This window comes from Azoarcus olearius, assembly GCF_001682385.1.
Lineage (GTDB): Bacteria > Pseudomonadota > Gammaproteobacteria > Burkholderiales > Rhodocyclaceae > Azoarcus > Azoarcus olearius.
Map to the genome: position 1 here is coordinate 1133296 of NZ_CP016210.1, position 21325 is coordinate 1154620.

Genomic DNA, 21325 nt, shown 5'->3' on the forward strand with positions numbered 1-21325 from the left:
GGTTGTCCGATCAGTTCAGGCTGCCGGTAGGGATGGCGGTCACGAGGCTCAACGGCAGGAGATCAATGCCCCGTCCAGGCTTCTTGCGCTGCAAAAAGCCGGCGCTGCCAAGCGTGAATGGCGGCCTCGCTCCAGTAGACGTACTTCCCGACCCGCACTGGGGGCGGGAAGGAGCCGTCCTTCACCATGTTTTCGATCGTCCTGGGCGAGATGTTCAGGCGCTCGCAGAGGGTGGCCTTGTCGAGCAACTTGGCGAGTTGCTGTGCGTCGCGTGATGGCGTGGGAGTAATGCCGGTGCTGTCGTTTGAAGTGCATGCGTGAGCCATGATGCGTACCTGTAAGTGATGACGCAGGTGTATAGGCGAACAAACTGGAGGATGAACGCTGCCAAGTGCGCCATTGGACTTGACCCACGGTGTAAGGACAGGGCGAGTGAGTCTTCAAGTGACGACCTCACGCACAGGAGGGGCCGCAGTGACGCGGGGGCGAAGCTCGCGGAGGCTTAATGTGCGGTGACCGGCCCCGGTCTTGGGGGGGCGACGGAGCTGACGTCCGGCAGTCGACGTCTTGGAGTTTTGGGGGTTGCTTATCGTCACGGGTGACGCGCGACGTCTCGGCTGATACGACGGCGTGACGAAAATCCCAGTTTTTGATTATGCGAATGTAATGTTCTTGGGTGTATTTCGTCACGGACTGACGAAAGTACGCGCGTCGAATTTCATCACGGTCTGACTTTTAAGGCGTCAAGGTGTGACGAAACCCAGCGGGATGACCCCCTAAACCGGCTACTCCTGCGGCCAAGCGGCGAGTAGGTGGCAACGGGCGCCTTGGGTGCTGGTCTTTAGACGGCATGGGCGTCATCGTCTGGCCCACCGCCTATACGTTCACTCCACCCCCTAATGGAGTAACGAAAATGAACGACTCAACGAAAACCGCTAGTCCAACTCCCTGCCGTTCAGACGAGGCCTCTCCCGCGCGGCGGGGTAGGCCGGCCAAGCACGCATCGGCTGCGGAGCGCCAGCGGGCCTACCGTGCCCGACAGAAGGAAAAGGGCATGCGGGAGGTGAAGGTATGGTCGCGCGATGTCCGGTCTCCGGACGTACCCTTGCGCTCGGACATCATCGATTTGTCTGAGGTGCGCCGATGGTGAAGGCGACGGACTCGCCGTCACAGCCCGTGGTAGCGAATCACGCCTGGCACGCCCGCCGGCGCGACGGCTTCTAGCAGCCTGAAAGAGCATGATCGATCGAGAGCCTCCCTGGAGGCTCTTTTTCATGCGGCGAGCGCGAGCGACGTATCTCACGTGGTGGAAAGACGGCCATGTCAAACCGGGAGTGCTCATTAGCGCGCTCTATGCCGTTCTTGGTTTGCATTGGGCTCGGGCGTCGTGGCATACTCCCGCCACCGCTGGTTTCTGCTGTTTTTCTGCCTGAGCCAACGGAAAACGTCTGCGCTTGACTGAGGTCCAGTGCGACCAAGTGCTTGATTTTACGACCTGTTGCGTGTAGCTGCGCAGCGGATAAAGGCTATTTATGCCTTGAAAATCCGCGTGTCCGTGGTTCGATTCCGCGACTGGCCACCAGATACTCGAAACAGGCCGACCTTGCGTCGGCCTGTTTTGTTTTTGGCTCGCCCGGCATCCCGAAATCCCTGATTTGGCGGATTTTTTTGGGGGGTGGCCGCGGTGCTATAATGCGCCCAACCCGCCAGCCCGCCCCTCGCATGCAACTCTACGCCCTCGGCCTGAACCACCATACGGCCCCGCTCGCGATTCGCGAACGGGTGGCGTTTCAGCCCGACCGGCTTGATCAGGCCCTGCAGGCGCTCACCGATTCGCGCACCGTGAGCGAAGCGGCCATCCTCTCCACCTGTAATCGCACCGAGCTGTACTTCGCCGCCGAACAACCGCAGCGCGCGGCCGACTGGCTGGCGGGATTTCATCAGCTGCCGCTCGCCCAGGTGTCGCCCTACCTGTATTCGTATCCGCAGCGGGACGCGGTTCGCCATGTGTTCCGGGTAGCGAGCGGGCTCGACTCCATGGTGCTGGGCGAACCGCAGATACTCGGGCAGGTGAAAGAGGCTGCCCGGCGCGCCGAAGAGGCGGGCACGCTCGGCACGCTGCTGCACAAGCTGTTCCAGAACACGTTCGCGGTGGCGAAGGAGGTGCGCTCCACCACCGCGATCGGCGCCAACATCGTCTCGATGGCGGCGGCCGCGGTGCATCTTACCGGACGTATTTTCGAGCGGGTTTCGGATCAGCACGTGCTGTTCATCGGCGCGGGCGAAATGATCGAATTGTGTGCGGCCCACTTCGCCGGCGCGGGGCCGCGCTCGATGACGGTTGCGAACCGCACCGAAGCGCGCGCGGAGGCGCTGGCGGCGCGGCTCGGTGCGCAAACCATGCGGCTCGACGCCATCGCCGATGCGCTGCCGCGTTTTGACGTGGTGGTCTCCTGTACGGCCTCGCCCTTGCCCATCGTGGGCCTGGGTATGGTCGAGCGGGCGGTGAAGGTCCGCCGCCACCGGCCGATCGTGATGGTCGATCTTGCCGTTCCGCGAGACGTCGAACCCGAGGTGGGGCAGCTGGACGACGTGTTTCTCTACACCGTCGATGACCTCGCGCAGGTGGTCGATGCGGGTATCGAATCGCGCCAGCAGGCGGTGGTGGAGGCAGAGGGCATCATCGACCAGCGCGTCGACGGCTTTCTGCACTGGCTGCACGCGCGTGACGCGGTGCCGACCATCCGCGCGTTGCGCGAGCACGCCGAAACGCTGCGCCGGGGCGAGATCGAGCGCGCGCTTCGCCAGCTTGCGAAGGGCGAAGACCCGCAGGCGGTGCTCGACGCGCTGTCGCACGGGCTCACCAACAAATTGATGCACGGTCCTACCCGCTTCCTGACCCAGGCCGAAGGGGAAGGGCAGGCCGAGGCCAGCCGGGTGGTGCAGCAACTGTTCAATCTTTCGCGCCACGACTAAGGCGGTGCGCGCCTGCAGCGCACCTTGTTCTCATGAAACAGAGTATCCGGGACAAACTCGAGCATCTGGCCGGCCGCCTCGCGGAGCTGGATCGCGAGCTTTCGTCCGAAGACGCCACGCGCGACATGAACGCCTTCCGCGACTTGTCGCGGGAGCGCGCCGAACTTGAGCCCGTCGTCGCGCTGTACGGGGCGTATCGACAAGCGGAGCAGGACTGCGCGACGGCGCGTGAACTGCTCGACGACCCCGAGATGCAGGAACTGGGTCGCAGCGAACTCGAAGCGGGCGAGGCCCGCATCGCCGCGCTCGACGGCGACCTGCAGCGCGCCTTGCTGCCCCGCGACCCGAACGACGAGCGCAACCTTTTCCTGGAAATTCGCGCCGGTACCGGCGGGGATGAGGCGGCGTTGTTCGCCGGCGACCTGCTGCGCATGTATTCGCGCTACGCCGAACGCCAGCGCTGGCGGGTGGAGATCGTGTCGTCCAATCCGTCCGACCTCGGCGGATACAAGGAGGTCATCGCCCGCATCGTCGGCGCCGGCGCCTATTCGCGCCTCAAGTTCGAATCCGGCGGGCATCGGGTGCAGCGTATTCCGGTTACCGAGACGCAGGGACGCATCCACACCTCGGCGTGCACCGTGGCGGTGATGCCCGAGGCGGACGAGCTTGCAGCGGTGGAAATCAACCCCGCCGACCTTCGCATCGACACTTTCCGGGCCTCGGGCGCGGGCGGACAGCACATCAACAAGACCGATTCCGCGGTCCGCATCACCCATCTCCCCACCGGTCTGGTCGTGGAGTGCCAGGACGACCGCTCCCAGCACCGCAACAAGGCGCAGGCCATGGCGGTGCTGGCTGCGCGACTGAACGATGCGCAGCTGCGCGCGCGTCAGAGTGCGGAGGCGGCCACCCGGCGCAGCCTGATCGGCAGTGGCGACCGTTCCGAGCGTATCCGCACCTACAACTTTCCCCAGGGGCGGGTCACCGACCACCGCATCAACCTCACCTTGTACAAGCTCGACGCGGTCATGCAGGGCGAACTCGACGAACTGCTCGCGGCCCTCGTGCTGGAGCATCAGGCCGAGCAGCTCGCGGCACTCGCCGAGGAGGGGCTGTGAGCCTGCCGCCGGATATCGCAGGCGCTTTGAGCTGGGCGCGCGAACGGATCGAGCAGGTCGATGCGCGCGTTCTGCTGCGATACGCGCTGGCATGCCCCGCGTCCCGCCTCGTCGCATGGCCGGAGCAACGCTTGAGTGCGGAGGAATGGGAGAACTTCTCCCGCCTGGTGGAGCGGCGGGTGGAAGGCGAGCCGGTCGCCTACCTCATCGGCGAACGCGAGTTCTACGGGCGCAGTTTTGCCGTGACGCCCGCTGTCCTGATCCCCCGCCCCGATACCGAGCTGCTGGTCGAGCTTGCGGTGGCGCATTTTTCCGCGCAGCAGCGCGTACGGGTCCTGGACCTTGGCACCGGCAGTGGCGCCCTCGCCATCACGCTGGCGCTCGAACTGGATGCCGCGGACGTGACCGCGCTGGACCGTTCTCGCGAGGCTTTATGGGTGGCGATGGCAAACGCGGCCCGGCTGGGCGCCAGCGTTTCCTTCGTGCAGAGCGACTGGTTCGACGCGCTGGGGGAAGAGCGCTTTCAGCTAATTGTCGCAAACCCCCCCTACATCGCGGCGGACGACGCTCATCTGGAAGAGGGCGATCTGAGATTCGAACCGCGTTCCGCGCTGGCTGCCGGCACGGCCGGGCTGGATGATCTGAGCGAGATTGCGGCCGGTGCCCCCGCGCATCTTGAGGCCGGCGGCTGGCTTTTCCTGGAGCACGGCTACGATCAGGCCATGTCGGTACGCGGTTTGCTTGCAGATGCCGGCTTCGCCGCCATTTCCTCCTGGAAGGATCTGGCAGGGATCGAGCGGGTTACCGGCGGGCGTTGGTTGGGGCGTGACTGACCGCGCCTGTCGCGTATTGACGCTTGCCCCGGGCAGGCGCTAGACTTTTCCGACTGTTTTACTCAACTTTTTCGAGAGTCATAAGCATGGACATCAAGGACGTCATCCGCGAGCAGGTCACCACCCACCCGGTTGCCCTGTACATGAAGGGTGTTCCGCAGGCCCCGGCCTGTGGCTTCTCCGCCACCGCGGTGCAAATCCTGAAGGCCAGCGGCGTGAAGGACTTCTTCTCGGTGAATGTGCTCGCCGACGACGCCGTTCGCCAGGGCATCAAGGAGTTCTCCAACTGGCCCACCATCCCCCAGCTCTATGTGAAGGGCGAGTTTGTGGGCGGCGCCGACATCATGCGTGAGATGTACCAGAGCGGTGAAATCCAGCAACTGCTGAAGGACGCAGGCGTTACCGCCTGATCCGACCGCGGCGCGGTGCACGCCGCGTCGTCAGGGGGTGGCAGGCGCCGTTCTGGCGCGCCACCCCATCCACGCCTTGCGGCCCAGGTGGCGCGCGAGCAGCAGGGGCGGCATTCTCAACCAGTGCGCCCGTATGTAGATCAGGCTGCGGGCCAGTCCGGCCCACCGGGCCTCCTCGCTTTCCACGGCCGGCGCGAGCGCGCGGTCGTAGGCCCAGTCCAACATCCGGCGCGAGCGGCGGTTCCGCAGCAGGCGTTCGATCCACTCCGACGGGACCGGGGTGGAGAGATGACGCGCAGCGAGGTGCAGCCCCAAGCCCACGCTTTCCTCCAGATCCAGTTCCGCAGCACGTTCGGCGAGCACGCGCCAGTCGTCGGCGGAGCCGCATTGCGCCCTAAGCAGGGCATCGATGTCGACGAGATCACGCAGGCCGTTGTGCAGTTCTCCCTCGTGCACCAGATGCGTGATGCTGTGCAGGACGAGATCCAGCGGCGACAGGGCCTTGATGCCCGGTACCTGGGTGTCCACCGCGCGTGCGATCAACTTGGCGGGGTCCGGGCGATGCCTCGACGTTAGCGGCAGGATCGTGTGGTGGACGTCCAGCATGGTGCCGCGACGAACATGCATGAGTGGCGGAATCTCATGCATCCATTCCCGGTAGTAGCGCTGATCGTAGGGGTCGGACTTGCCTGTCGTCCAGCCATGCACCATCAGCCGCAGCTCGGCCCGGCCCACCGCATCGCGCGGCACCAGGATGTCGATGTCGCCGAACAGACGGCCGCGCGCCGGCGGTTGGGCGGTCAGCACGTAGGCTGCGCCTTTCAACAGCACGACGGGGGTGCCGAGCGGCGCGAGCGCTCTTGCGATGCAGTGCGTCTCCCAGCGGACCGAGTCGGCCTGGCGCAAGCTGAGGTGCAGCGCCCCCCATAGATGGCGCGCAGGTGCTGGCGGGAGGTCGATGCCCGCATCGGTGAGCCGTGCCGCAAGCGTGCCAAGCAGGTTGGCGGCTCGGGCCGCGGCAAGCAGCGCCGTCCATTGCGGGGGCGTCAGCGAAGTCGCGTGCGACGGCTGTGCGAGAACATCGAGCAGCAGGCCGCAGGACCCGGCGGCAGTGGCGATCAGCGGCATAGTCGGTCGATCAGTTCCAGGCCTGCAGCGGTTGAGCCATAGCCGATCTGGAAGCAGCGTGCGCCGTCGAGCATGCCGCACAAGGCGTGGAAGCCCTGCTCCCCCATGCGTTCCTTGTTGAACGATTGCTCCGAAATCAGCGCAAAGGCTTCGGCGCGTGAGATTTCCTCGTGCCAGCCGTGTTCGTCATCGCGCTGGAAGCTCGGAAACACGATCCAGCGGCAGCGCGCGGTCTCTTCCGCGGCGAGGGCGGATTCCCGCGGTGGGGCGAGGTGAGAGAGCCGACCCTTGCGCGTGTCGTGATAGACAGGACCGACCGCAGCGCCCGGGAAACGTCCGACAATGTCGATGGACTCGTTCTTGACGCTGATAGGCCGCGGATTAGGATGAAGCGCCAACGTACCCGGATCGAGGATGGCGAGTTCGTCCGACAGCAGCCGCCAACCGCCCAGAAAGGCCAGGGAGGCGCACAGCGTGCTCTTTCCTGCGCCCGGAAAGCCAGGCATCACCACCGCGTCGGTGCCGCGCGCGAGGACAGCGGCATGCAGGACGAGATAGCCCAGCGGCCGCGCAGCAATACTCCAGTTGAGCCCCCACTCGAGCAGCGCAGGGGCCTGGCTACCGGGCAGCGGGAGAAAGGGTTCCTGGGCATCGAGCAGAAAGCGGGCCTGCTGCCCAAGCCAGCGCCGATGCCCTTTTCCGCGCAGGATGCGGATGTCGAAATCCACAAAACTGGCGCTGTCGAGGCGCTGAAGTGCGGGATAGAGATCCGCTACATGGTCCGCGACGCTCGAAAAGTCCGAACGGACGCGAACGTTGAACGGCGGCAGGCGGAAGGCGAGGTCGATCAATGGCAGAGGAATTCAGGTGGCATTGCGTTGCAGTATGCCGACCTCTACCAGATTGTCCAGAATTGCCCGAGCAATGTCGGGCGCGGGAAGGTCGCCGGATCGCAGCATCTCGATAGCGTCGGCGTCCATCAGCGGTGAGACACCCAGGTGTTCGATCAGGCGGCGGGCTTCACATGCCACAACCCAGAAATCGCCAGACGCCGCATCGAACACGACCGACAGCTCATCCTCGTCCCACACCGGAGAGAAGGTCAGCCGCCGGCCGTCCAGCCACGACAGGGTGGCTGGCGCAGCCGTTGTGATTCCGCTTTCCATCCGCGCGTCTCAGCGCGTTGGGGCCTGCGTCACTTCTTCTTGCACAGGTCCGGTTCGGTGAGGTCGGCGTTGAAGTCGTACAGCCCTTCGATGTAGGCCTTGACGTCGTCCTTGGTCATCGGGTCCGTGCAGGTAACGTTGCCCGGGCAGTAGTTGCCGTTGGTCGACAATTGCGCCCACATGGCCTGGATCTGCGTCCGCGAAATCGCGTAATCGGGGAAGTAGCCCGCGTTCAGCCACGCCGCGCACAGGTGGCGGACCAGCATGCCGTCGACGAACGAATTGGGGAAGGCGAGTACCGCCCAGATGCCGGGATCGCCGGGAACGGAGCCGCCCAGCGCGGTGCTGGCCAGGGTGCCCGGCGTCTTGAGGTCTTTGAGCGACAGGCCCTGCATGCCGCTGACGCACGTCTGCACCACAACGCCGGGCTTGAAGGTGGGCGGGGTGGCGCCGGCCACGGCCCAGCTGCTGAAGTGCTGGGGCTGCTTCCAGAAACCGGGAGAACGCCCGCCCGAGCACGGGGGTGTTTCGGGGCGGGGGCTGGTGTTGCCGCTCATCATCGCCGAGGGGCTTTGGCACACCTGTTGGCCCAGCGCGGTCTTGGCCTGGACGGCGAGCAGCACGCCCAAGCCGCCAGCTGCACCGGAAATAAGGCGGCGCCGAGTGGGATTTCCCTGGCGAATGCTCAGGCCCTCGGCGGCGCGGGGGTCGATATTCGGCTGCGAATCAAGTTCGTTGGGTGTCATAGCGGCGTCCCGACTTCGCTCGTGCGAAGAGATTAATTCGATTGCGTTGCCATTATCAAGCAGGATTCGGGCCTACGTTGAGAACAATTTATCGCTTTGTTTTTAAAAGGGGTTTTCTGCTTCCGGAAAAACCCCTTCCGCGACTGTAAAAACGGCTGACACTTTACCCCGAAGTGAGCCTAAAGGTTCGCAATCCGGGCGCTTGCCAGGGAAAGACGGGTGGCGAGCACGCCCAGGAAGGCCTTGTAGAAGTGCATCCGGCAGGTGTCGGAGGCGCGCTTGAGCGCCGCCGCCCGCACCGTGATCACTTCGACCACGCTGGCCGCTTCCACCGAGGCGGAGCGAACGCCGCCGCCGGCCGAGAAGATGGCCACTTCGCCGAAGCAGTCGCCCGCGGTCAGCACGTTGAGCAGCCGGCCGCGTTTCTTCACGCGTGCTTCTCCCTGGGCCAGGAAGCAGAAGAAGTCGCCGGCCTCGCCGTCCTTCAGCAGCACCGTGCCCGGTTGCGCATGGCTCCACTGGGCGAGTGCGATGACTTCCCACAGTTCCGGGTCGGAGAACTCACGGAAGAAGGGCATGGCGCGCAGGGTCTGGAACTTGGCAGCGTCCGGAATGACGTTGTCGGCCACCGCAACGCTGCGGTTGCGGAATGCGAGCGCGAGGTCGTGCGAGAACTCGGCCCAGGTCTGGTAGCGGCGTTCGAGGTCCTTTTCCATCGCGCGCCGGACGATGGCATCCAGCGCGGGCGGCACGTCGGGGCGCAGTTCCGATGGCGCCGGCGGCGTTTCGTGGGCAATGCGGTAGAGCAGGCTGTAGTTGTTCTCGGACTCGAACGGAAGCCGGCTCGTCAGCAACTGGTACATGACGACCCCGAGCGAGTAGATGTCGGTGCGGTGGTCGAGCGGCATCTCGCGCACCTGCTGGGGCGACATGTAGGCCGGCGAGCCGATGCCCGAAATCTGCGTGGTGTCGGTCGCCGTCCGCAGCGCCGCGCCGAAGTCGGAAATGCGGATGTCCTGGCCGGCGGGGTCGGCGAGCAGGATGTTGGCGGGCTTGATGTCGCGATGGGTGATGCCGCGGTGGAACGCGTAGTCGAGCGCGCGGGTGCACTTGAACACGATTTCGATCAGGCGCTCGAAGCCGGGCCGCGTCTCGACCCGCGCCAGCGCCTCCAGCGTACCGCCCGGCACGTACTCCATGACGACGTAGGCCTCGTCGTCGCCGATCACGGCATCGAAGATCTGGACGATGTGCGGATGCGTGAGTTTGCCGGCGAGCGCGGCCTCGTTCATCAGCAGATGGCGGTAGAGGCGGCCGTGCTCGCGATCGCGCAGCACCTCGGGGTAAAGCTGCTTGAGGGCGACCTCGCGCTGGTTGAAGGGGTCCCAGGCAAGATGGACGGCGCTGGTGGCCCCTTCGCCGAGCAGGCGGCGAATCTCGTACTTGCCGATTCGTCCGCCGCTCATCGTTGCTCAGCCGAGGCGGGTGCGGGCCTGCGCGACCGCTGCCCGGACCTGGGCCGGCGCGGTTCCGCCGATGTGATTGCGCGAGTCGAGCGAGCCTTCCACGGTCAGCACGCCGAAGATGTCGTCAGCGAGCTTGTCGGCTGCGCCGGGCACATGCGCCATCGCCGCCCGCAGCTCGTCGAGCGAGAACTGCGGCAGGTCGCAGCCGCGCACTTCGGCGGCGCGCACGGCCAGTGCGACTGCTTCGTGGGCGTCGCGGAAGGGCAGGCCCTTCTTGACTAGGTAGTCGGCGAGGTCGGTGGCGGTGGCGTAGCCCTGGGTGAGCGCGCCGCGCATGTTGCCGGCCTTGACGCGGATGCCGGTGATCATGTCGGCATAGATGCGCAGGGTGTCGATCACCGTGTCGGCGGTGTCGAACAGCGGCTCCTTGTCTTCCTGGTTGTCCTTGTTGTAGGCCAGGGGCTGGCCTTTCATCAGGGTCAGCAGTGCGATCAGGCTGCCGTTCACCCGGCCGGTCTTGCCACGCACGAGTTCCGGCACGTCCGGGTTCTTCTTCTGCGGCATGATCGAGCTGCCGGTGCAGAAGCGGTCGGCGAGGTCGATGAAGCCGAAGCGCGGGCTCATCCACAGGATGAGTTCCTCGGAGAAGCGCGACAGGTGCGTCATCAGCAGCGAGGACGCGGCGCAGAATTCGATCGCGAAGTCGCGGTCGCTGACGGCGTCGAGCGAGTTGTAGCAGACCTCGTCGAAGCCGAGTTCGCGGGCGACGAACTCGCGGTCGATCGGGTAGCTGGTGCCGGCCAGCGCGGCGCTGCCCAGCGGCAGGCGGTTGACCCGCTTGCGGCAGTCGGCGAAGCGCTCGGCGTCGCGCCGGGTCATCTCGAAATAGGCCATCAGGTGGTGGCCGAAGGTGACCGGCTGGGCGACCTGCAGGTGGGTGAAGCCGGGCATCGGCGTGGCCGCGTTGGCTTCGGCGACGTCGAGCAGGTTCTTCTGGAAGTCCCCGATCAGCGCGAGGATCTGGTCGATCGCGTCGCGCAGCCACAGGCGGATGTCGGTGGCGACCTGGTCGTTGCGGCTGCGGCCGGTGTGCAGGCGCTTGCCGGCGTCGCCGACCAGCGCGGTGAGGCGCTTCTCGATGTTGAGGTGGACGTCCTCGTCGTCGAGGTTCCAGTTGAACTCGCCGCGTTCGATCTCGCCCTTGATCTGCGCCATGCCGCGCTCGATGTCGGCGAGGTCCTGCGCGCCGATGATGCCCTGGCGGGCGAGCATCTTGGCGTGCGCGAGCGAGCCGCGGATGTCCTGTTCGGCCATGCGGTTGTCGAAGAACACCGACGCGGTGTAGCGCTTGACCAGATCGGAAACCGGTTCCGAGAAGCGGCCGGACCAGGCCTTGGCGGGTTGCTGGGAAGAGGCGCCGAGGTCGGCCGACGGGGTGGTGTCTGTCATAATGTCCGTTGCTGAGGAAAAACCGGCCCGCCTGTGCCGGGGCCGCGTCTGTATGAGGCGGCAGGTCGCCTTGGCGCCTGCGTAAACCATGAAAAGTATAAAACAAAAGCCCAACCCTCTCGCCGTGCCGGCGCTGCCGGACTTCCGCAACCTGGGCGTCGTCCTGCGCGTGCTGCTGGTGGTGAACCTGCTGGCGCTGCTGACCGCGCTGGTGCGGGTGGACGGCGTCGATGCCTTCGTCGCCGAAACGATGCTGACGGCGGCACGGGTGGAACTGCCGCTGTTCGTGATCGTGCTGGTGCTGTACGCGGTCCACGCCCGGCTGGCGGCCCTGCCGTCATCGCACGCACTGGGGCTTGTTTTCGGGCTGGTGCTGGCGGTCGTCGCGGCTGCGTTTCCGTTGCTGGCAGGGCCGGGGGACAACCTCTTGCGCTGGTTGTTCTGGGGCGTGGCGGCGGGCGCGGGGGTGGTGTTCTACTTTGATTACCGCAATCGCCGCTATTCGCCGGCGCTGACCGAGGCGCGCCTGCTCGCGCTTACGGCGCGCATCCGGCCGCATTTCCTGTTCAACAGCCTGAACGGGGTGCTTGGCGTGATGAGGGCCGATCCGCGCCGCGCGGAGCGTGCACTGGAGGAACTGGCGGACCTGTTCCGCGCGCTGATGCAGGACAATCGCGAACTGGTGCCGCTCGGCGACGAACTCGATCTGTGCGAGCGCTATGCAGACCTCGAAAGCCTGCGCCTGGGCGACCGCCTGCAGGTGCGCTGGGAGATCGATCCCGAGGTGGCGCGCGAGCGCCTGATGCAGGTGCGGGTGCCGCCGCTGCTGCTGCAGCCCCTGCTGGAAAATGCGGTGTATCACGGCATCGAACCGGCCGAGGGCGCCGGTGAAGTGGTGGTGCGGGTATTGCGGCGCGGCGACGAACTCCATCTCGAGGTGGAGAATCCGGTCATCGAGGTGGAGCGCCACACCGCCGGCAACCGCATGGCGTTGGCCAACATCCGCGAGCGGCTGATGCTGTTTTTCGATCTGGAGGCGGGGCTGGACATCGACAGCGACGACGTGCGCTATCGGGTGCGGATCCGTCTGCCTTACCGTCATGGTGCTACATGAACGATACCTTGCGGGTTCTCATCGTCGATGACGAAACACCGGCGCGCACGCGCCTGCGCGATCTTCTGGGCGATATCGGCGCAACCTGCCCGAACGTGGTCGTCGGCATGGCGGCCAACGGCGTCGAGGCACTGCGTCTGATCGAGCAGGCGGGCGGCGCCGACGTGGTGTTGTGCGACATCCGCATGCCGGTGATGGACGGCGTGGAACTGGCGCGCCATCTGGGGCGCATGACCGAGCCGCCCGCGGTGATCTTCACCACCGCGTACGACCAGTACGCCGTGCAGGCTTTCGAACTGGCCGCGGTTGATTACCTGCTCAAGCCGGTACGGGCTGAGCGCCTGGCGGCCGCGCTCGCCAAGGTGCGCCAGCGCCGCGTACCCACCGACCAGGCCCTGGCGGCACTGGCGCCCGGCGAACGCCGCCATTTCAGCGTCAATGAGCGCGGCCGCATCCTGCTGCTGCCGGTGGTCGACGTGCGCTACCTGAAGGCCGAGCTGAAGTACGTCACGGCCCGCACGATAGAGCGCGAGTTCGTGCTCGACGAGGCGCTGACGCAGATCGAGCACGAATTCGGCGAACGCTTCCTGCGCATCCACCGCAATTGCCTCGTGGCGCGCGCCGCTGTTGCGGGGGTGGAGCGCGCGGGCGAGCAGGACGGCGAGGCGCATTGGGAAATCCTGCTCACCGGCGTTCCCGAGCGCCTGCCGGTGAGCCGCCGGCAGTGGCCGGCGGTCAAGCAGGCGCTCGGCCTGTAGCGCGTCTCGCCACTACCGGCGCGGGGGCCTCAGCCGCTGTTGCGCAGGCCGGCGGCGATGCCGTTGATGGAGATGTGGATGCCGTTGCGGATGCGGGCATCCTCGCCGTTGCCTTCGCGGTGGCGCCGCAGCAGCTCCACCTGGACGTGGTTGAGCGGGTCCAGGTAGGGAAAGCGGTTGCGGATCGAGCGCTTGAGCAGCGGGTTGGCGTCCAGCAGTTCCACCTGCTCGGTGATCGCCAGCAACGCATCCACGGTGTCCTTCCATTCGCTGCGGATGCGCTCGAAGATACTGTCCCGCAGCACCGGGTCCTTCACCAGTTCCGCGTAGCGTGAGGCGATCGCGAGGTCGGTCTTGGACAGCACCATGTCCATGTTGGACAGCAGCGTCGCGAAGAACGACCACTCGCGGTACATCCGCTGCAGCAGCCCCAGGCCGTCCTTGGGATGGGCCGCCAGCCACTGCTTTACCGCGCTGCCGAAGCCGAACCAGCCCGGCAGCATCAGCCGGCACTGCGACCACGAGAACACCCACGGGATTGCGCGCAGGTCGTCGATACGGGTGCCTTTCTTTCGCGAAGCCGGGCGCGAACCGATGTTCAGGCCGGCGATCTCGGAGATCACCGTCGACTCCCAGAAGTACTGCTCGAAGCCCGGCGTTTCGTACACCAGCCCGCGATAACAGGTGAAGGCGGCGTCCGACAGCGCCTGCATCGTGTCGAGGAAGGTGCGTGGCGTGGCGTCGCCGCCATCGCGGCGCAGGCTGGTTTCCAGCGTGGCGGCGACCAGTACTTCGAGGTTGCGGCGGCCCACCTCCGGGTTGCCGTACTTGGCCGCGATCACCTCGCCCTGTTCCGTGAGCCGGATCTGGCCCTGCACCGCGCCGTCCGGCTGGGCGAGGATGGCCTGGTAGCTCGGCCCGCCGCCGCGGCCCACCGAGCCGCCGCGGCCGTGGAAGAGGCGCAGGCGCACGCCGTGGCGTCCGAACACCTCGACCAGTTCACCCTCTGCCTTGTACAGCGCCCAGCCCGAGGTAAGGAAGCCGCCGTCCTTGTTGCTGTCGGAATAGCCGAGCATCACCTCCTGGGTCTGGTCGCGTGCGGCGAGCAGTTCGCGATAGACCGGGATGGAGAACAGGCGGTCCATGACGCCGGCGGCGTTCTCGAGGTCGCCGATGGTCTCGAACAGCGGCACGATGTTCACATCCAGCGCCTTCTCCAGCGGGCGCAGCAGCCCGGCTTCCTTCAGCAGCACCGCGAGTTCGAGCAGGTCGGACAGGTCGTCGGTCTTGGAGATGATGCAGTTGTGGATCGCACCGCGCCCGTAGCGCAGGTGGGCGCGACGCGCGGCGCGGAAGATCGCCAGCTCGCCCTCGCTGTCGTCGCTGTAGCGCACGTGCGGCGAGGCGAGCGGCCGCGCCGTCGCCAGTTCGTCCAGCAGCAGGGCGCAGCGGCCGGCCTCGTCCTGGGCGAGATAGGCGGCGCCGGGGCGCGCGACTTCCAGCAGCTCGGCGACGACGCGCTCATGCACGTCGGAGTTCTGGCGCAGGTCGATCGGCGCGAGGTGAAAGCCGAACACCCGTACCGCGCGGCGCAGGTGGCGCAGGCGCCCGCGTGCGAGCGCCGCGGTGCCGTTGGCGACCAGCGAGCGGTGGAGCGTATCGAGGTCGTCGGCGAGCGCGGCGACATCAGCGTAGGGCTCGGCTTCGGCCACCGCGTGGCGTGCCGGCGGATGGCCGAGCAGGTTGCGGTAGGTGGCGGAGAGGCGTGCATAGATGCCCGCGATCGCGCGCCGGTAGGGTTCATCGCTGCGGTGGGGCGATTGGTCGGGCGAGCGGTCGGCCAGCGCCAGCAGCGCGTCGGAGGCGCCCACCAGGCCCTGTGAAAGCGACAGTTGCGAGCCGAGCGTGTGCAGCTCGTCGAGGTAGTAGTCGAGCGCGACGCGCGCCTGCATCGCCAGCGCCTCTTCGAGCACGTCGGCGGTGACGTAGGGGTTGCCGTCGCGGTCGCCGCCGATCCAGCTGCCCACCTGCAGGAAGGCGGGCAGCTCGTGGTTGGCCAGCGCCGGCTGGGCGCCGGCGAGGCGGTCTTCCAGTGCGGCGTACAGCCTCGGCAGCTCGCGCAGGAAGGTCGTCTCGAAGTAGGACAAGCCGTTATTCACCTCGTCGATCACCGACAGCTTGGCCGGACGCAGCATGCGCGTCTGCCACAGCGTCAGCACCGCCCGGCGCAGCGCATCCAGGTTGGCTTCGGCTTCGTCCGGGGTGAGCTGCATGCGGTCGCGCTCGTCGAGCAGACGGGCGATCACGGTCTGGCAGTTGAGGATGCTCTTGCGCTGCACCTCGGTGGGGTGCGCGGTCAGCACCGGCGAGATCAGCGCGGTGTCGAAGAACGCGGCAAGGTCGGTGGGGTCGAGCCGCTGTTCGTCGAGCGCATGCCCGACGGCATGGGCCAGGCTGCCCTCACGCGGGGCGGAGCCGGCCAGCAGGTGCGCGCGCGAGCGGCGGATGTGGTGCTGGTCCTCGGCGATGTTGGCGAGGTGCGAGAAGTAGCTGAACGCGCGCACCACCTGGATCGTCTGCTCGCGCGACAGCGCGTCCAGGGTGTCCTCGAGTTCGCGCCGGGCGGCGAGGTCTTCGTCGCGGCGAAAGCGCACCGAGGTCTGGCGGATGCGCTCGATCAGGTCGAAGCTGGCGGCGCCCTGCTGGTCGCGCACGGTATCGCCGAGCAGGCGGCCGAGCAGGCGGATGTCTTCGCGCAGGGGTGCGTCCTTGTCTGGAGTCATGGCGTTCCGGGCAATAAAAAAGACCGGCAAAGGTCTCGACGATCGGGAGGGGAGGGTCTCGTTGTCTGGGGGCGGCCACAGCACCCGCAGTCGTCCGGACTGTACCGCATCCGGGGCGGAATCCGGCCGCCCGCGGGAAGGTGGGCAAGCGGGCCATGCTAGAATCGCCCCCGACTTCCGCACCATTGGTGGCAACCCTGATGGTGCAGTGCGAAATCCGCGCTGGCCGCGTCGGCTTCCCGGCCACGGCTCGCACGGTCTGTCTGCCGCCTTCCTCTGCTAGCCCATTCTCCGAGTCTGTTACCGTGACCTCCACCACCTCGTCCTCGCCCGCCGCGCCCGAGCGCATCGTGATCGCAACCCGCGAAAGCCGCCTCGCGCTGTGGCAGGCCGAGCACGTCAAGGCCCGGCTGGAGGCGCTCTATCCCGCATGCGCGGTCGAGCTGCTCGGCATGACCACGCGCGGCGACCAGATCCTCGACCGCCCGCTGGCCAAGGTCGGCGGCAAGGGGCTGTTCGTCAAGGAACTCGAAACCGCGCTGCTGGACGGCCGCGCGGACATCGCCGTGCATTCGATGAAGGACGTGCCGATGGAGATGAGCGAGGCGTTCGCGCTGCCCTGCATTTCGGCGCGTGAGGTTCCGCTCGACGCCTTCGTCTCCAACCGCTACGCCAGTCTGGCCGACATGCCGCCGGGCACCGTGGTCGGCACCTCCTCGCTGCGGCGCGAATCGCAGCTGCATGCGCAGTATCCGTTCCTGGCCGTCACCAGCCTGCGCGGCAACCTCGACACCCGCCTGCGCAAGCTCGACGAAGGGCAGTACGACGCGATCATCCTCGCGGCCGCCGGCCTGACGCGTCTTGGGCTGGCCGACCGCATCCGTGCGACGCTGCCGGCCGAGGTGTCGCTGCCCGCGGCGGGGCAGGGGGCGCTCGGTATCGAATGCCTCTCCAGCCGGCCGGAGGTGGCCGCCTGGCTTGCGCCCCTGAACGATCCCGCCACCTCGGCGTGCGTGCGCGCCGAGCGCGCCGTGGCGCGTGCGCTTGCGGGCAGTTGCGAGGTGCCGCTCGGCGCTTATGCGGAGCTGCGCGGCGCCCGCCTGTGGTTGCGCGGCTTCGTGGCCCGCCCTGACGGCAGCGAGATCGTGCGTGCGGAGCGCGAGGGCGATCCCGCCGCGGCGGAAGCGCTGGGTCGCGAGCTGGCCGACGATCTTCGCGCCCAAGGCGCGGAGCGCATCCTCGCCGAACTCGGCTGAGCGGCCGCGTCCGCCATGACGCGGCCCCACGGGCAGACGGACCCGAAACTGCCGCTGGCGGGTCGCCTGGTTGCGGTGACGCGGCCGGAAGCCCAGGCGCTGTCGCTGTGCGAGGCCATCCGGCGCGCGGGCGGCCAGGTGCTGCCGTTTCCGGTGCTCGCGATCGGCGCGGTTGAAGATCCCGCCGCACTCGACGAGGCCATCGCCCGGCTCGACCATTTCGACCTCGCTTTCTTCGTCAGTCCCAACGCGGTGGAGCATGCGCTGGCGGCTGTGAACGCGCGCCGCCACTGGCCCGAGCGGCTTGCGGTGTCCACTGTGGGCAAGGGCAGCGAACGTGCGCTGCGCGAAGCCGGGTTCAGCGCGGTGATCGCCCCTTCCGAAGGTTTCGACTCGGAAGCCGTGCTCGCGCTGCCCGCGTTTTCGGCGACGGCGATCAACGGCCGCCGCGTCGTCATCTTCCGCGGCGACGGCGGCCGGGAACTCCTCGCCGATGCGCTGCGCGCGCGCGGCGCCGTGGTCGAGCAGGTGTCCTGCTACCGGCGCTATCGCCCGGCGGCGGACGCCGCGCCGCTGATCCAGGCTGCCGGCACGGGGCGGCTGGACGCGCTCGTGCTGACCAGCAGCGAAGGGGTGCGCAACCTGGTGGAGATGGTGGGCGAGAAGGGCTTCGGCGTGCTGCGGCGCGTCACCGTGTTCGCGCCCCATCCGCGCATCGTGGCGCACGCCCGTGCCGCCGGCTTCGATCGCGTCGAGGAAACCCCGCCCGGCGATGACGGCCTGCTGGAGACGCTGGTCCGCCACTTTGGTTAAACTCTCGGCATGAACGAAGAAACTCCCGCGCTCACCTCGTCCCCGGCCGCCGCGCAGCCGGCCGCCTCCGTAGAACCTCCCCCGTCGGACCCGCGTCCGGCCGCCCCGTCCCGCTCATCGGGCGCCAGCGGCTGGGCGCTGCTCCTTGCCGTGCTCGCGCTTGGCGGCGCCGGGCTGGCCGGCTGGCAGGCGTGGGAGACCCGGGCGCGGGTCGGCGAACTGCGCCAGGAGCTGGCGAGCCGCCTCAACGCGGGCGACACCGTGGCAGCCGAGGCCCGCGCGCTTGCGCGCCAGCAGCAGGAGGCGATGGCCGCGCTGCAGGGCCGGGTCGGCGCGCTTGCGGCGCAGATCGAGGCGACCGAAGGGCAGGCGGCGGCCCTGGAGGCGCTCTATCAGGAGTTTTCCCGCTCGCGCGAAGATCGCGTGGTGGCGGAAGTGGAACAGGCGGTCAATGTGGCGGCCCAGCAGCTTCAGCTCGCCGGCAACATCGAGGCTGCACTGATCGCGCTGCAGGGCGCGGAGGCGCGGCTGGCGTTGCAGGACAAGGGCCAGCTGGCAGTGCTGCGGCGTGCGCTCGCCAAGGATATCGAGCAGCTCAAGCTGCAGCCCGAGGTGGATGTCGGCGGTATCGCACTGCGCCTCGAGCGTCTGCTGGAACGCGGCGATGCGCTGCCGCTCGCCTTCGAAAGCCAGCCGCCCGCCAATGCCGAGCACGGCGCGGAACAGGCGGCAGCGGTTGAACCCGGGCGCCTCAATGTGGCGCTGGCCTTCATCACCGAGCTGGGGCGCGACGTGTGGCGCGAACTGCGTTCGCTGGTCCGTGTCGAGCGGCTGGATCAGTCCGAACCGGTGCTGCTGGCCCCGGCGCAGAGCACTTTCCTGCGCGAAAACCTCAAGATCCGCCTGCTCACGGCGCGGCTGGCCTTGCTCGCGCGCGACGGCCGCACCTATGCCGCCGACCTCGCCCAGGCGCGCAGCTGGATGGAGCGCTTCTTCGATACGCGCGACGAACGTGTCGGCGAAGCGATCGGCGAACTCAAGGCGCTCGAGGCGATGTCGGTCGGCGACGAACGCCCGGCCCTGACCGAGAGCTTCGCCGCGCTGCGGGTGCTGCAGACCCGTGCCGGCGAACCCCGCACGCCCGCTGTTGCGGCAGAACCGGCCAGGCCGGCCAATGGTGGTCGCGCGCCGGCCCCGCAGCGCTGAGGAACCGGCCCCATGCGCGCCCTGTTCTGGCTGATCGGCATCTTTGCCACCGCGGTGGGGTTGGCGATGCTTGCCCGCCTCAATGACGGCTACGTGCTGGTGGTCCTGCCGCCGTGGCGGGTCCAGCTGTCGCTGAACCTGCTGGTAGTCCTCCTCCTGCTCGGTTTTGCGGCCGGCTATCTCGTATTGCGGCTCGTTGGCCGTACGCTCGAACTGCCCGCGCGGGTCAGCTCGTGGCGCGAGCGGCGCCGGCGCGAAAAGGCGGGCCGCGCGCTGCGCGAGGCCCTGCGTGCCCTGTTCGAAGGGCGTTTCGCGCAAGCGGTCAAGCACGCTTCCGGCGCCTTCGCCTCGGGCGAAAGCCCTGCGATGGCGGCGCTGGTGGCGGCGCGCGCGGCGCATGCCATGCGCGACGACACCCGCTACCGGATCTGGATCGGCCACGCTGCGGACCAGGGCGAGGATGCCCGCGCCGCGCGCCTGATGACCGAAGCCGAACTCGCGGTGGAGGGCCGGCGCTTCGAAGAGGCGGCGGAACGGCTCGAGATGCTGCGCCTGTCGGGGCATCGCCATATCGCCGCGCTGCGCCTGTCGCTGCGGGTGGCGTCCGCGCTGCAGCAGTGGGACGAGGTCCTGCGGCTGACGCGCCAGCTCTACAAGCACAAGGCGCTGTCCGACGAGCAGGCCGCGCCCCTGCTGCGCCGTGCGCACGCCGAGCGCCTGAAAGAACTCGGAGGCGATGCCGCCGCGCTCGCTGATTACTGGAACGGCATTCCCGCCGACGAATTGCGCGACCGCCGCTTTGTGGAGCGCGCGGTGCCCATGCTGTCCGCCGCCGGGCGCGGTGCCCTCGCGCGGCGCACGCTTGAGCGCCTGCTGGACGAGGAATGGGACAGTGGCCTGGCCCGTCTGTACGCCCACTGCGGCGACGGCGAGGGCGATGCCGTGGCCTGCCTTGCGCGCGGCGAGGCGTGGCTGAAGAAGCATCCGCGCGATGCCGGCCTGCTGTTCGCGCTCGGGCGCCTGTGCCTTGCCGCGCAGCTCTGGGGCAAGGCGCAGAGCTACCTCGAAGCCTCGCTGAACCTTGCCCCAACGGTCGAAACCCATCTCGCGCTCGCGCGCCTGCTCGATCGCCTGGAGCGCAGCGACGAGGCCCAGACGCACTATCGTGCGGCGGCACTACGTGTCGACGGCACCGCGGGCGCCTTGGCCTGACGGCGGGCGCACGGCTAACAAGCGGGGCTCTGCGGAGCCCCGTTTTCTTTTGCGCTCCCATTTCCTGCCGGGGCCGCCGGGCCGGACGGCAAGGGGTGACAGCCCGCCGGTGAGCAGCTAGGATGCAGCTTACTTGTCCGACAAGTAGATGACCCATGTCCGCGCTCCTACCCCGCCCACAGCGCCTCAGTGATACCGTTGCGCGCCAGCTCGAGTCCTTGATCCGGGACGAGGGCATGGCACCCGGCGCGCGACTGCCGACCGAAAAGGTCTTGTGCGAGCGCCTGGGCGTCAGCCGTGCGGTGGTGCGCGAGGCCGTGTCCCGCCTGAAGGCGGAGGGCAGCGTGGAAACCCGGCAAGGCCTCGGCGCCTTTGTCGCTGCCAGCCCCGGCCAGGGCAGCTTTCGCCTTGTCCGCGGCGGAAAGGCGTCGCTTGCCGAGGTGGAGGAAATCTTCGAGATACGCTGCGTGGTCGAGGCAGGCGCGGCCGAACTCGCCGCCCGCCGCCGCAGCGCCGCGGACCTTTCGCGCCTGGCGGCGGCATTGAGCCGCATGGATCGCGCGCTGGACGGCGCGCCCGACGGCGCCCAGGCCGACGATGCGTTTCATGTGGCGATCGCGGCAGCCACCGGCAACACCCAGCTCGAACGCTTTCTCGCCTTTGTCGGCCGCCAGTTCTCCGAAACCCGCGCACCGACCTGGGACGCCGGCGGGCTACGATCGGGCCGCGCCGCCGAGGCGCAGGCCGAGCACCGCCGCATCTTCAGCGCGATCGAGGCGGGGGATGCCGAAGCGGCGCGGGCCGCGGCACGCGCGCATCTGGTTGCGGCGGCGCGCAGACTGGGGCTGACCGGCCTCGCCGCGGCATTTCCCTGATCCGCGGGGCGACACC

At 67.8% G+C, this 21325-nt stretch carries 19 protein-coding genes; 11 read left to right on the forward strand and 8 right to left on the reverse strand.

Translation table 11 applies throughout. The features are described 5' to 3' along the window. Positions 1-62 precede the first annotated feature (62 nt). Positions 63-326: a helix-turn-helix transcriptional regulator gene (locus dqs_RS05315; RefSeq protein WP_157108148.1), complete on the reverse strand. Its 264-nt coding sequence runs from the start codon at positions 324-326 to the stop codon at positions 63-65. Between the two features lie 1396 nt (positions 327-1722). Here dqs_RS05315 and hemA point away from each other — a divergent pair. The 4 genes from hemA (at position 1723) to grxD (ending at position 5337) form a co-directional block, all read left to right on the forward strand. Then, positions 1723-2976, forward strand: a complete 1254-nt coding sequence (gene hemA, locus dqs_RS05320) for a glutamyl-tRNA reductase (RefSeq protein ID WP_011764714.1) — start codon at positions 1723-1725, stop codon at positions 2974-2976. Positions 2977-3008: 32 nt separating this feature from the next. Then, a complete protein-coding gene (gene prfA, locus dqs_RS05325) occupies positions 3009-4094 on the forward strand; it encodes a peptide chain release factor 1 (RefSeq protein WP_011764715.1) in 1086 nt (361 codons plus the stop codon). After that, the gene (gene prmC, locus dqs_RS05330; RefSeq protein ID WP_065339880.1) at positions 4091-4927 is read left to right on the forward strand and encodes a peptide chain release factor N(5)-glutamine methyltransferase; all 837 of its coding nucleotides are present in this window, start codon (positions 4091-4093) and stop codon (positions 4925-4927) included. Before prfA ends, prmC begins: the two co-directional genes overlap by 4 nt. 86 nt (positions 4928-5013) lie before the next feature. Then, positions 5014-5337: a Grx4 family monothiol glutaredoxin gene (gene grxD, locus dqs_RS05335; RefSeq protein WP_011764717.1), complete on the forward strand. Its 324-nt coding sequence runs from the start codon at positions 5014-5016 to the stop codon at positions 5335-5337. Positions 5338-5367: 30 nt separating this feature from the next. Here grxD and dqs_RS05340 read toward each other — a convergent pair whose 3' ends face one another. The 6 genes from dqs_RS05340 to argH all read right to left on the reverse strand — a co-directional run bounded on the left by dqs_RS05340 (position 5368) and on the right by argH (position 11292). Continuing rightward, positions 5368-6465, reverse strand: a complete 1098-nt coding sequence (locus tag dqs_RS05340; RefSeq protein WP_065339881.1) for a nucleotidyltransferase domain-containing protein — start codon at positions 6463-6465, stop codon at positions 5368-5370. Further along, entirely contained in the window at positions 6456-7316 is an 861-nt protein-coding gene (locus dqs_RS05345; RefSeq protein WP_065339882.1) for an HprK-related kinase A, read from the reverse strand. Before dqs_RS05345 ends, dqs_RS05340 begins: the two co-directional genes overlap by 10 nt. 12 nt (positions 7317-7328) lie before the next feature. Continuing rightward, on the reverse strand, positions 7329-7631 hold the full coding sequence (locus dqs_RS05350) for an HPr-rel-A system PqqD family peptide chaperone (RefSeq protein ID WP_065339883.1): 303 nt from the start codon (positions 7629-7631) through the stop codon (positions 7329-7331). 29 nt (positions 7632-7660) lie between these two features. Beyond that, entirely contained in the window at positions 7661-8377 is a 717-nt protein-coding gene (locus tag dqs_RS05355) for a hypothetical protein (RefSeq protein WP_011764721.1), read from the reverse strand. A gap of 179 nt (positions 8378-8556) precedes the next feature. Continuing rightward, entirely contained in the window at positions 8557-9843 is a 1287-nt protein-coding gene (locus dqs_RS05360; protein WP_011764722.1) for a serine/threonine protein kinase, read from the reverse strand. A 6-nt stretch (positions 9844-9849) separates the two neighbouring features. Continuing rightward, on the reverse strand, positions 9850-11292 hold the full coding sequence (gene argH, locus dqs_RS05365) for an argininosuccinate lyase (RefSeq protein WP_065339885.1): 1443 nt from the start codon (positions 11290-11292) through the stop codon (positions 9850-9852). A gap of 88 nt (positions 11293-11380) precedes the next feature. Between argH and dqs_RS05370 the strand changes: the two genes are divergently transcribed. Next, positions 11381-12406, forward strand: a complete 1026-nt coding sequence (locus dqs_RS05370; RefSeq protein WP_065339886.1) for a sensor histidine kinase — start codon at positions 11381-11383, stop codon at positions 12404-12406. Further along, positions 12403-13164, forward strand: coding sequence for a LytR/AlgR family response regulator transcription factor (locus dqs_RS05375; RefSeq protein ID WP_011764725.1), 762 nt, complete (start codon positions 12403-12405; stop codon positions 13162-13164). The genes dqs_RS05370 and dqs_RS05375 overlap by 4 nt, the downstream gene beginning before the upstream one ends. A gap of 29 nt (positions 13165-13193) precedes the next feature. On the opposite strand, the gene ppc is transcribed toward dqs_RS05375, so the two are convergent. After that, complete coding sequence (gene ppc, locus dqs_RS05380; RefSeq protein ID WP_011764726.1) at positions 13194-15947, reverse strand: phosphoenolpyruvate carboxylase; 2754 nt, start codon at positions 15945-15947, stop codon at positions 13194-13196. A 305-nt stretch (positions 15948-16252) separates the two neighbouring features. Between ppc and hemC the strand changes: the two genes are divergently transcribed. The 5 genes from hemC to dqs_RS05405 all read left to right on the forward strand — a co-directional run bounded on the left by hemC (position 16253) and on the right by dqs_RS05405 (position 21309). Further along, the gene (hemC, locus tag dqs_RS05385) at positions 16253-17203 is read left to right on the forward strand and encodes a hydroxymethylbilane synthase (protein ID WP_065339887.1); all 951 of its coding nucleotides are present in this window, start codon (positions 16253-16255) and stop codon (positions 17201-17203) included. Positions 17204-17218: 15 nt separating this feature from the next. Next, positions 17219-18016, forward strand: a complete 798-nt coding sequence (locus dqs_RS05390) for a uroporphyrinogen-III synthase (protein ID WP_179948014.1) — start codon at positions 17219-17221, stop codon at positions 18014-18016. A gap of 9 nt (positions 18017-18025) precedes the next feature. Beyond that, positions 18026-19222 (forward strand): uroporphyrinogen-III C-methyltransferase, encoded by a 1197-nt coding sequence (locus dqs_RS05395; protein ID WP_065339888.1) that lies wholly within the window; start codon positions 18026-18028, stop codon positions 19220-19222. Between the two features lie 12 nt (positions 19223-19234). Beyond that, the gene (locus tag dqs_RS05400; RefSeq protein WP_065339889.1) at positions 19235-20434 is read left to right on the forward strand and encodes a heme biosynthesis HemY N-terminal domain-containing protein; all 1200 of its coding nucleotides are present in this window, start codon (positions 19235-19237) and stop codon (positions 20432-20434) included. Positions 20435-20589: 155 nt separating this feature from the next. Beyond that, positions 20590-21309 carry a FadR/GntR family transcriptional regulator gene (locus tag dqs_RS05405; protein ID WP_011764731.1) on the forward strand — a complete coding sequence of 240 codons (720 nt, stop codon included), beginning with the start codon at positions 20590-20592 and terminating at the stop codon, positions 21307-21309. Positions 21310-21325: the final 16 nt, after the last annotated feature.

Coding starts and splice junctions, on each gene's coding strand:
- dqs_RS05315 (WP_157108148.1), bottom strand. CDS start 326: ATGGCTCACGCATGCACTTCAAACGACAGCACCGGCATTACTCCCACG.
- hemA (WP_011764714.1), top strand. CDS start 1,723: ATGCAACTCTACGCCCTCGGCCTGAACCACCATACGGCCCCGCTCGCG.
- prfA (WP_011764715.1), top strand. CDS start 3,009: ATGAAACAGAGTATCCGGGACAAACTCGAGCATCTGGCCGGCCGCCTC.
- grxD (WP_011764717.1), top strand. CDS start 5,014: ATGGACATCAAGGACGTCATCCGCGAGCAGGTCACCACCCACCCGGTT.
- dqs_RS05340 (WP_065339881.1), bottom strand. CDS start 6,465: ATGCCGCTGATCGCCACTGCCGCCGGGTCCTGCGGCCTGCTGCTCGAT.
- dqs_RS05350 (WP_065339883.1), bottom strand. CDS start 7,631: ATGGAAAGCGGAATCACAACGGCTGCGCCAGCCACCCTGTCGTGGCTG.
- dqs_RS05355 (WP_011764721.1), bottom strand. CDS start 8,377: ATGACACCCAACGAACTTGATTCGCAGCCGAATATCGACCCCCGCGCC.
- dqs_RS05360 (WP_011764722.1), bottom strand. CDS start 9,843: ATGAGCGGCGGACGAATCGGCAAGTACGAGATTCGCCGCCTGCTCGGC.
- argH (WP_065339885.1), bottom strand. CDS start 11,292: ATGACAGACACCACCCCGTCGGCCGACCTCGGCGCCTCTTCCCAGCAA.
- dqs_RS05370 (WP_065339886.1), top strand. CDS start 11,381: ATGAAAAGTATAAAACAAAAGCCCAACCCTCTCGCCGTGCCGGCGCTG.
- dqs_RS05375 (WP_011764725.1), top strand. CDS start 12,403: ATGAACGATACCTTGCGGGTTCTCATCGTCGATGACGAAACACCGGCG.
- ppc (WP_011764726.1), bottom strand. CDS start 15,947: ATGACTCCAGACAAGGACGCACCCCTGCGCGAAGACATCCGCCTGCTC.
- dqs_RS05390 (WP_179948014.1), top strand. CDS start 17,219: ATGACGCGGCCCCACGGGCAGACGGACCCGAAACTGCCGCTGGCGGGT.
- dqs_RS05395 (WP_065339888.1), top strand. CDS start 18,026: ATGAACGAAGAAACTCCCGCGCTCACCTCGTCCCCGGCCGCCGCGCAG.
- dqs_RS05400 (WP_065339889.1), top strand. CDS start 19,235: ATGCGCGCCCTGTTCTGGCTGATCGGCATCTTTGCCACCGCGGTGGGG.
- dqs_RS05405 (WP_011764731.1), top strand. CDS start 20,590: ATGTCCGCGCTCCTACCCCGCCCACAGCGCCTCAGTGATACCGTTGCG.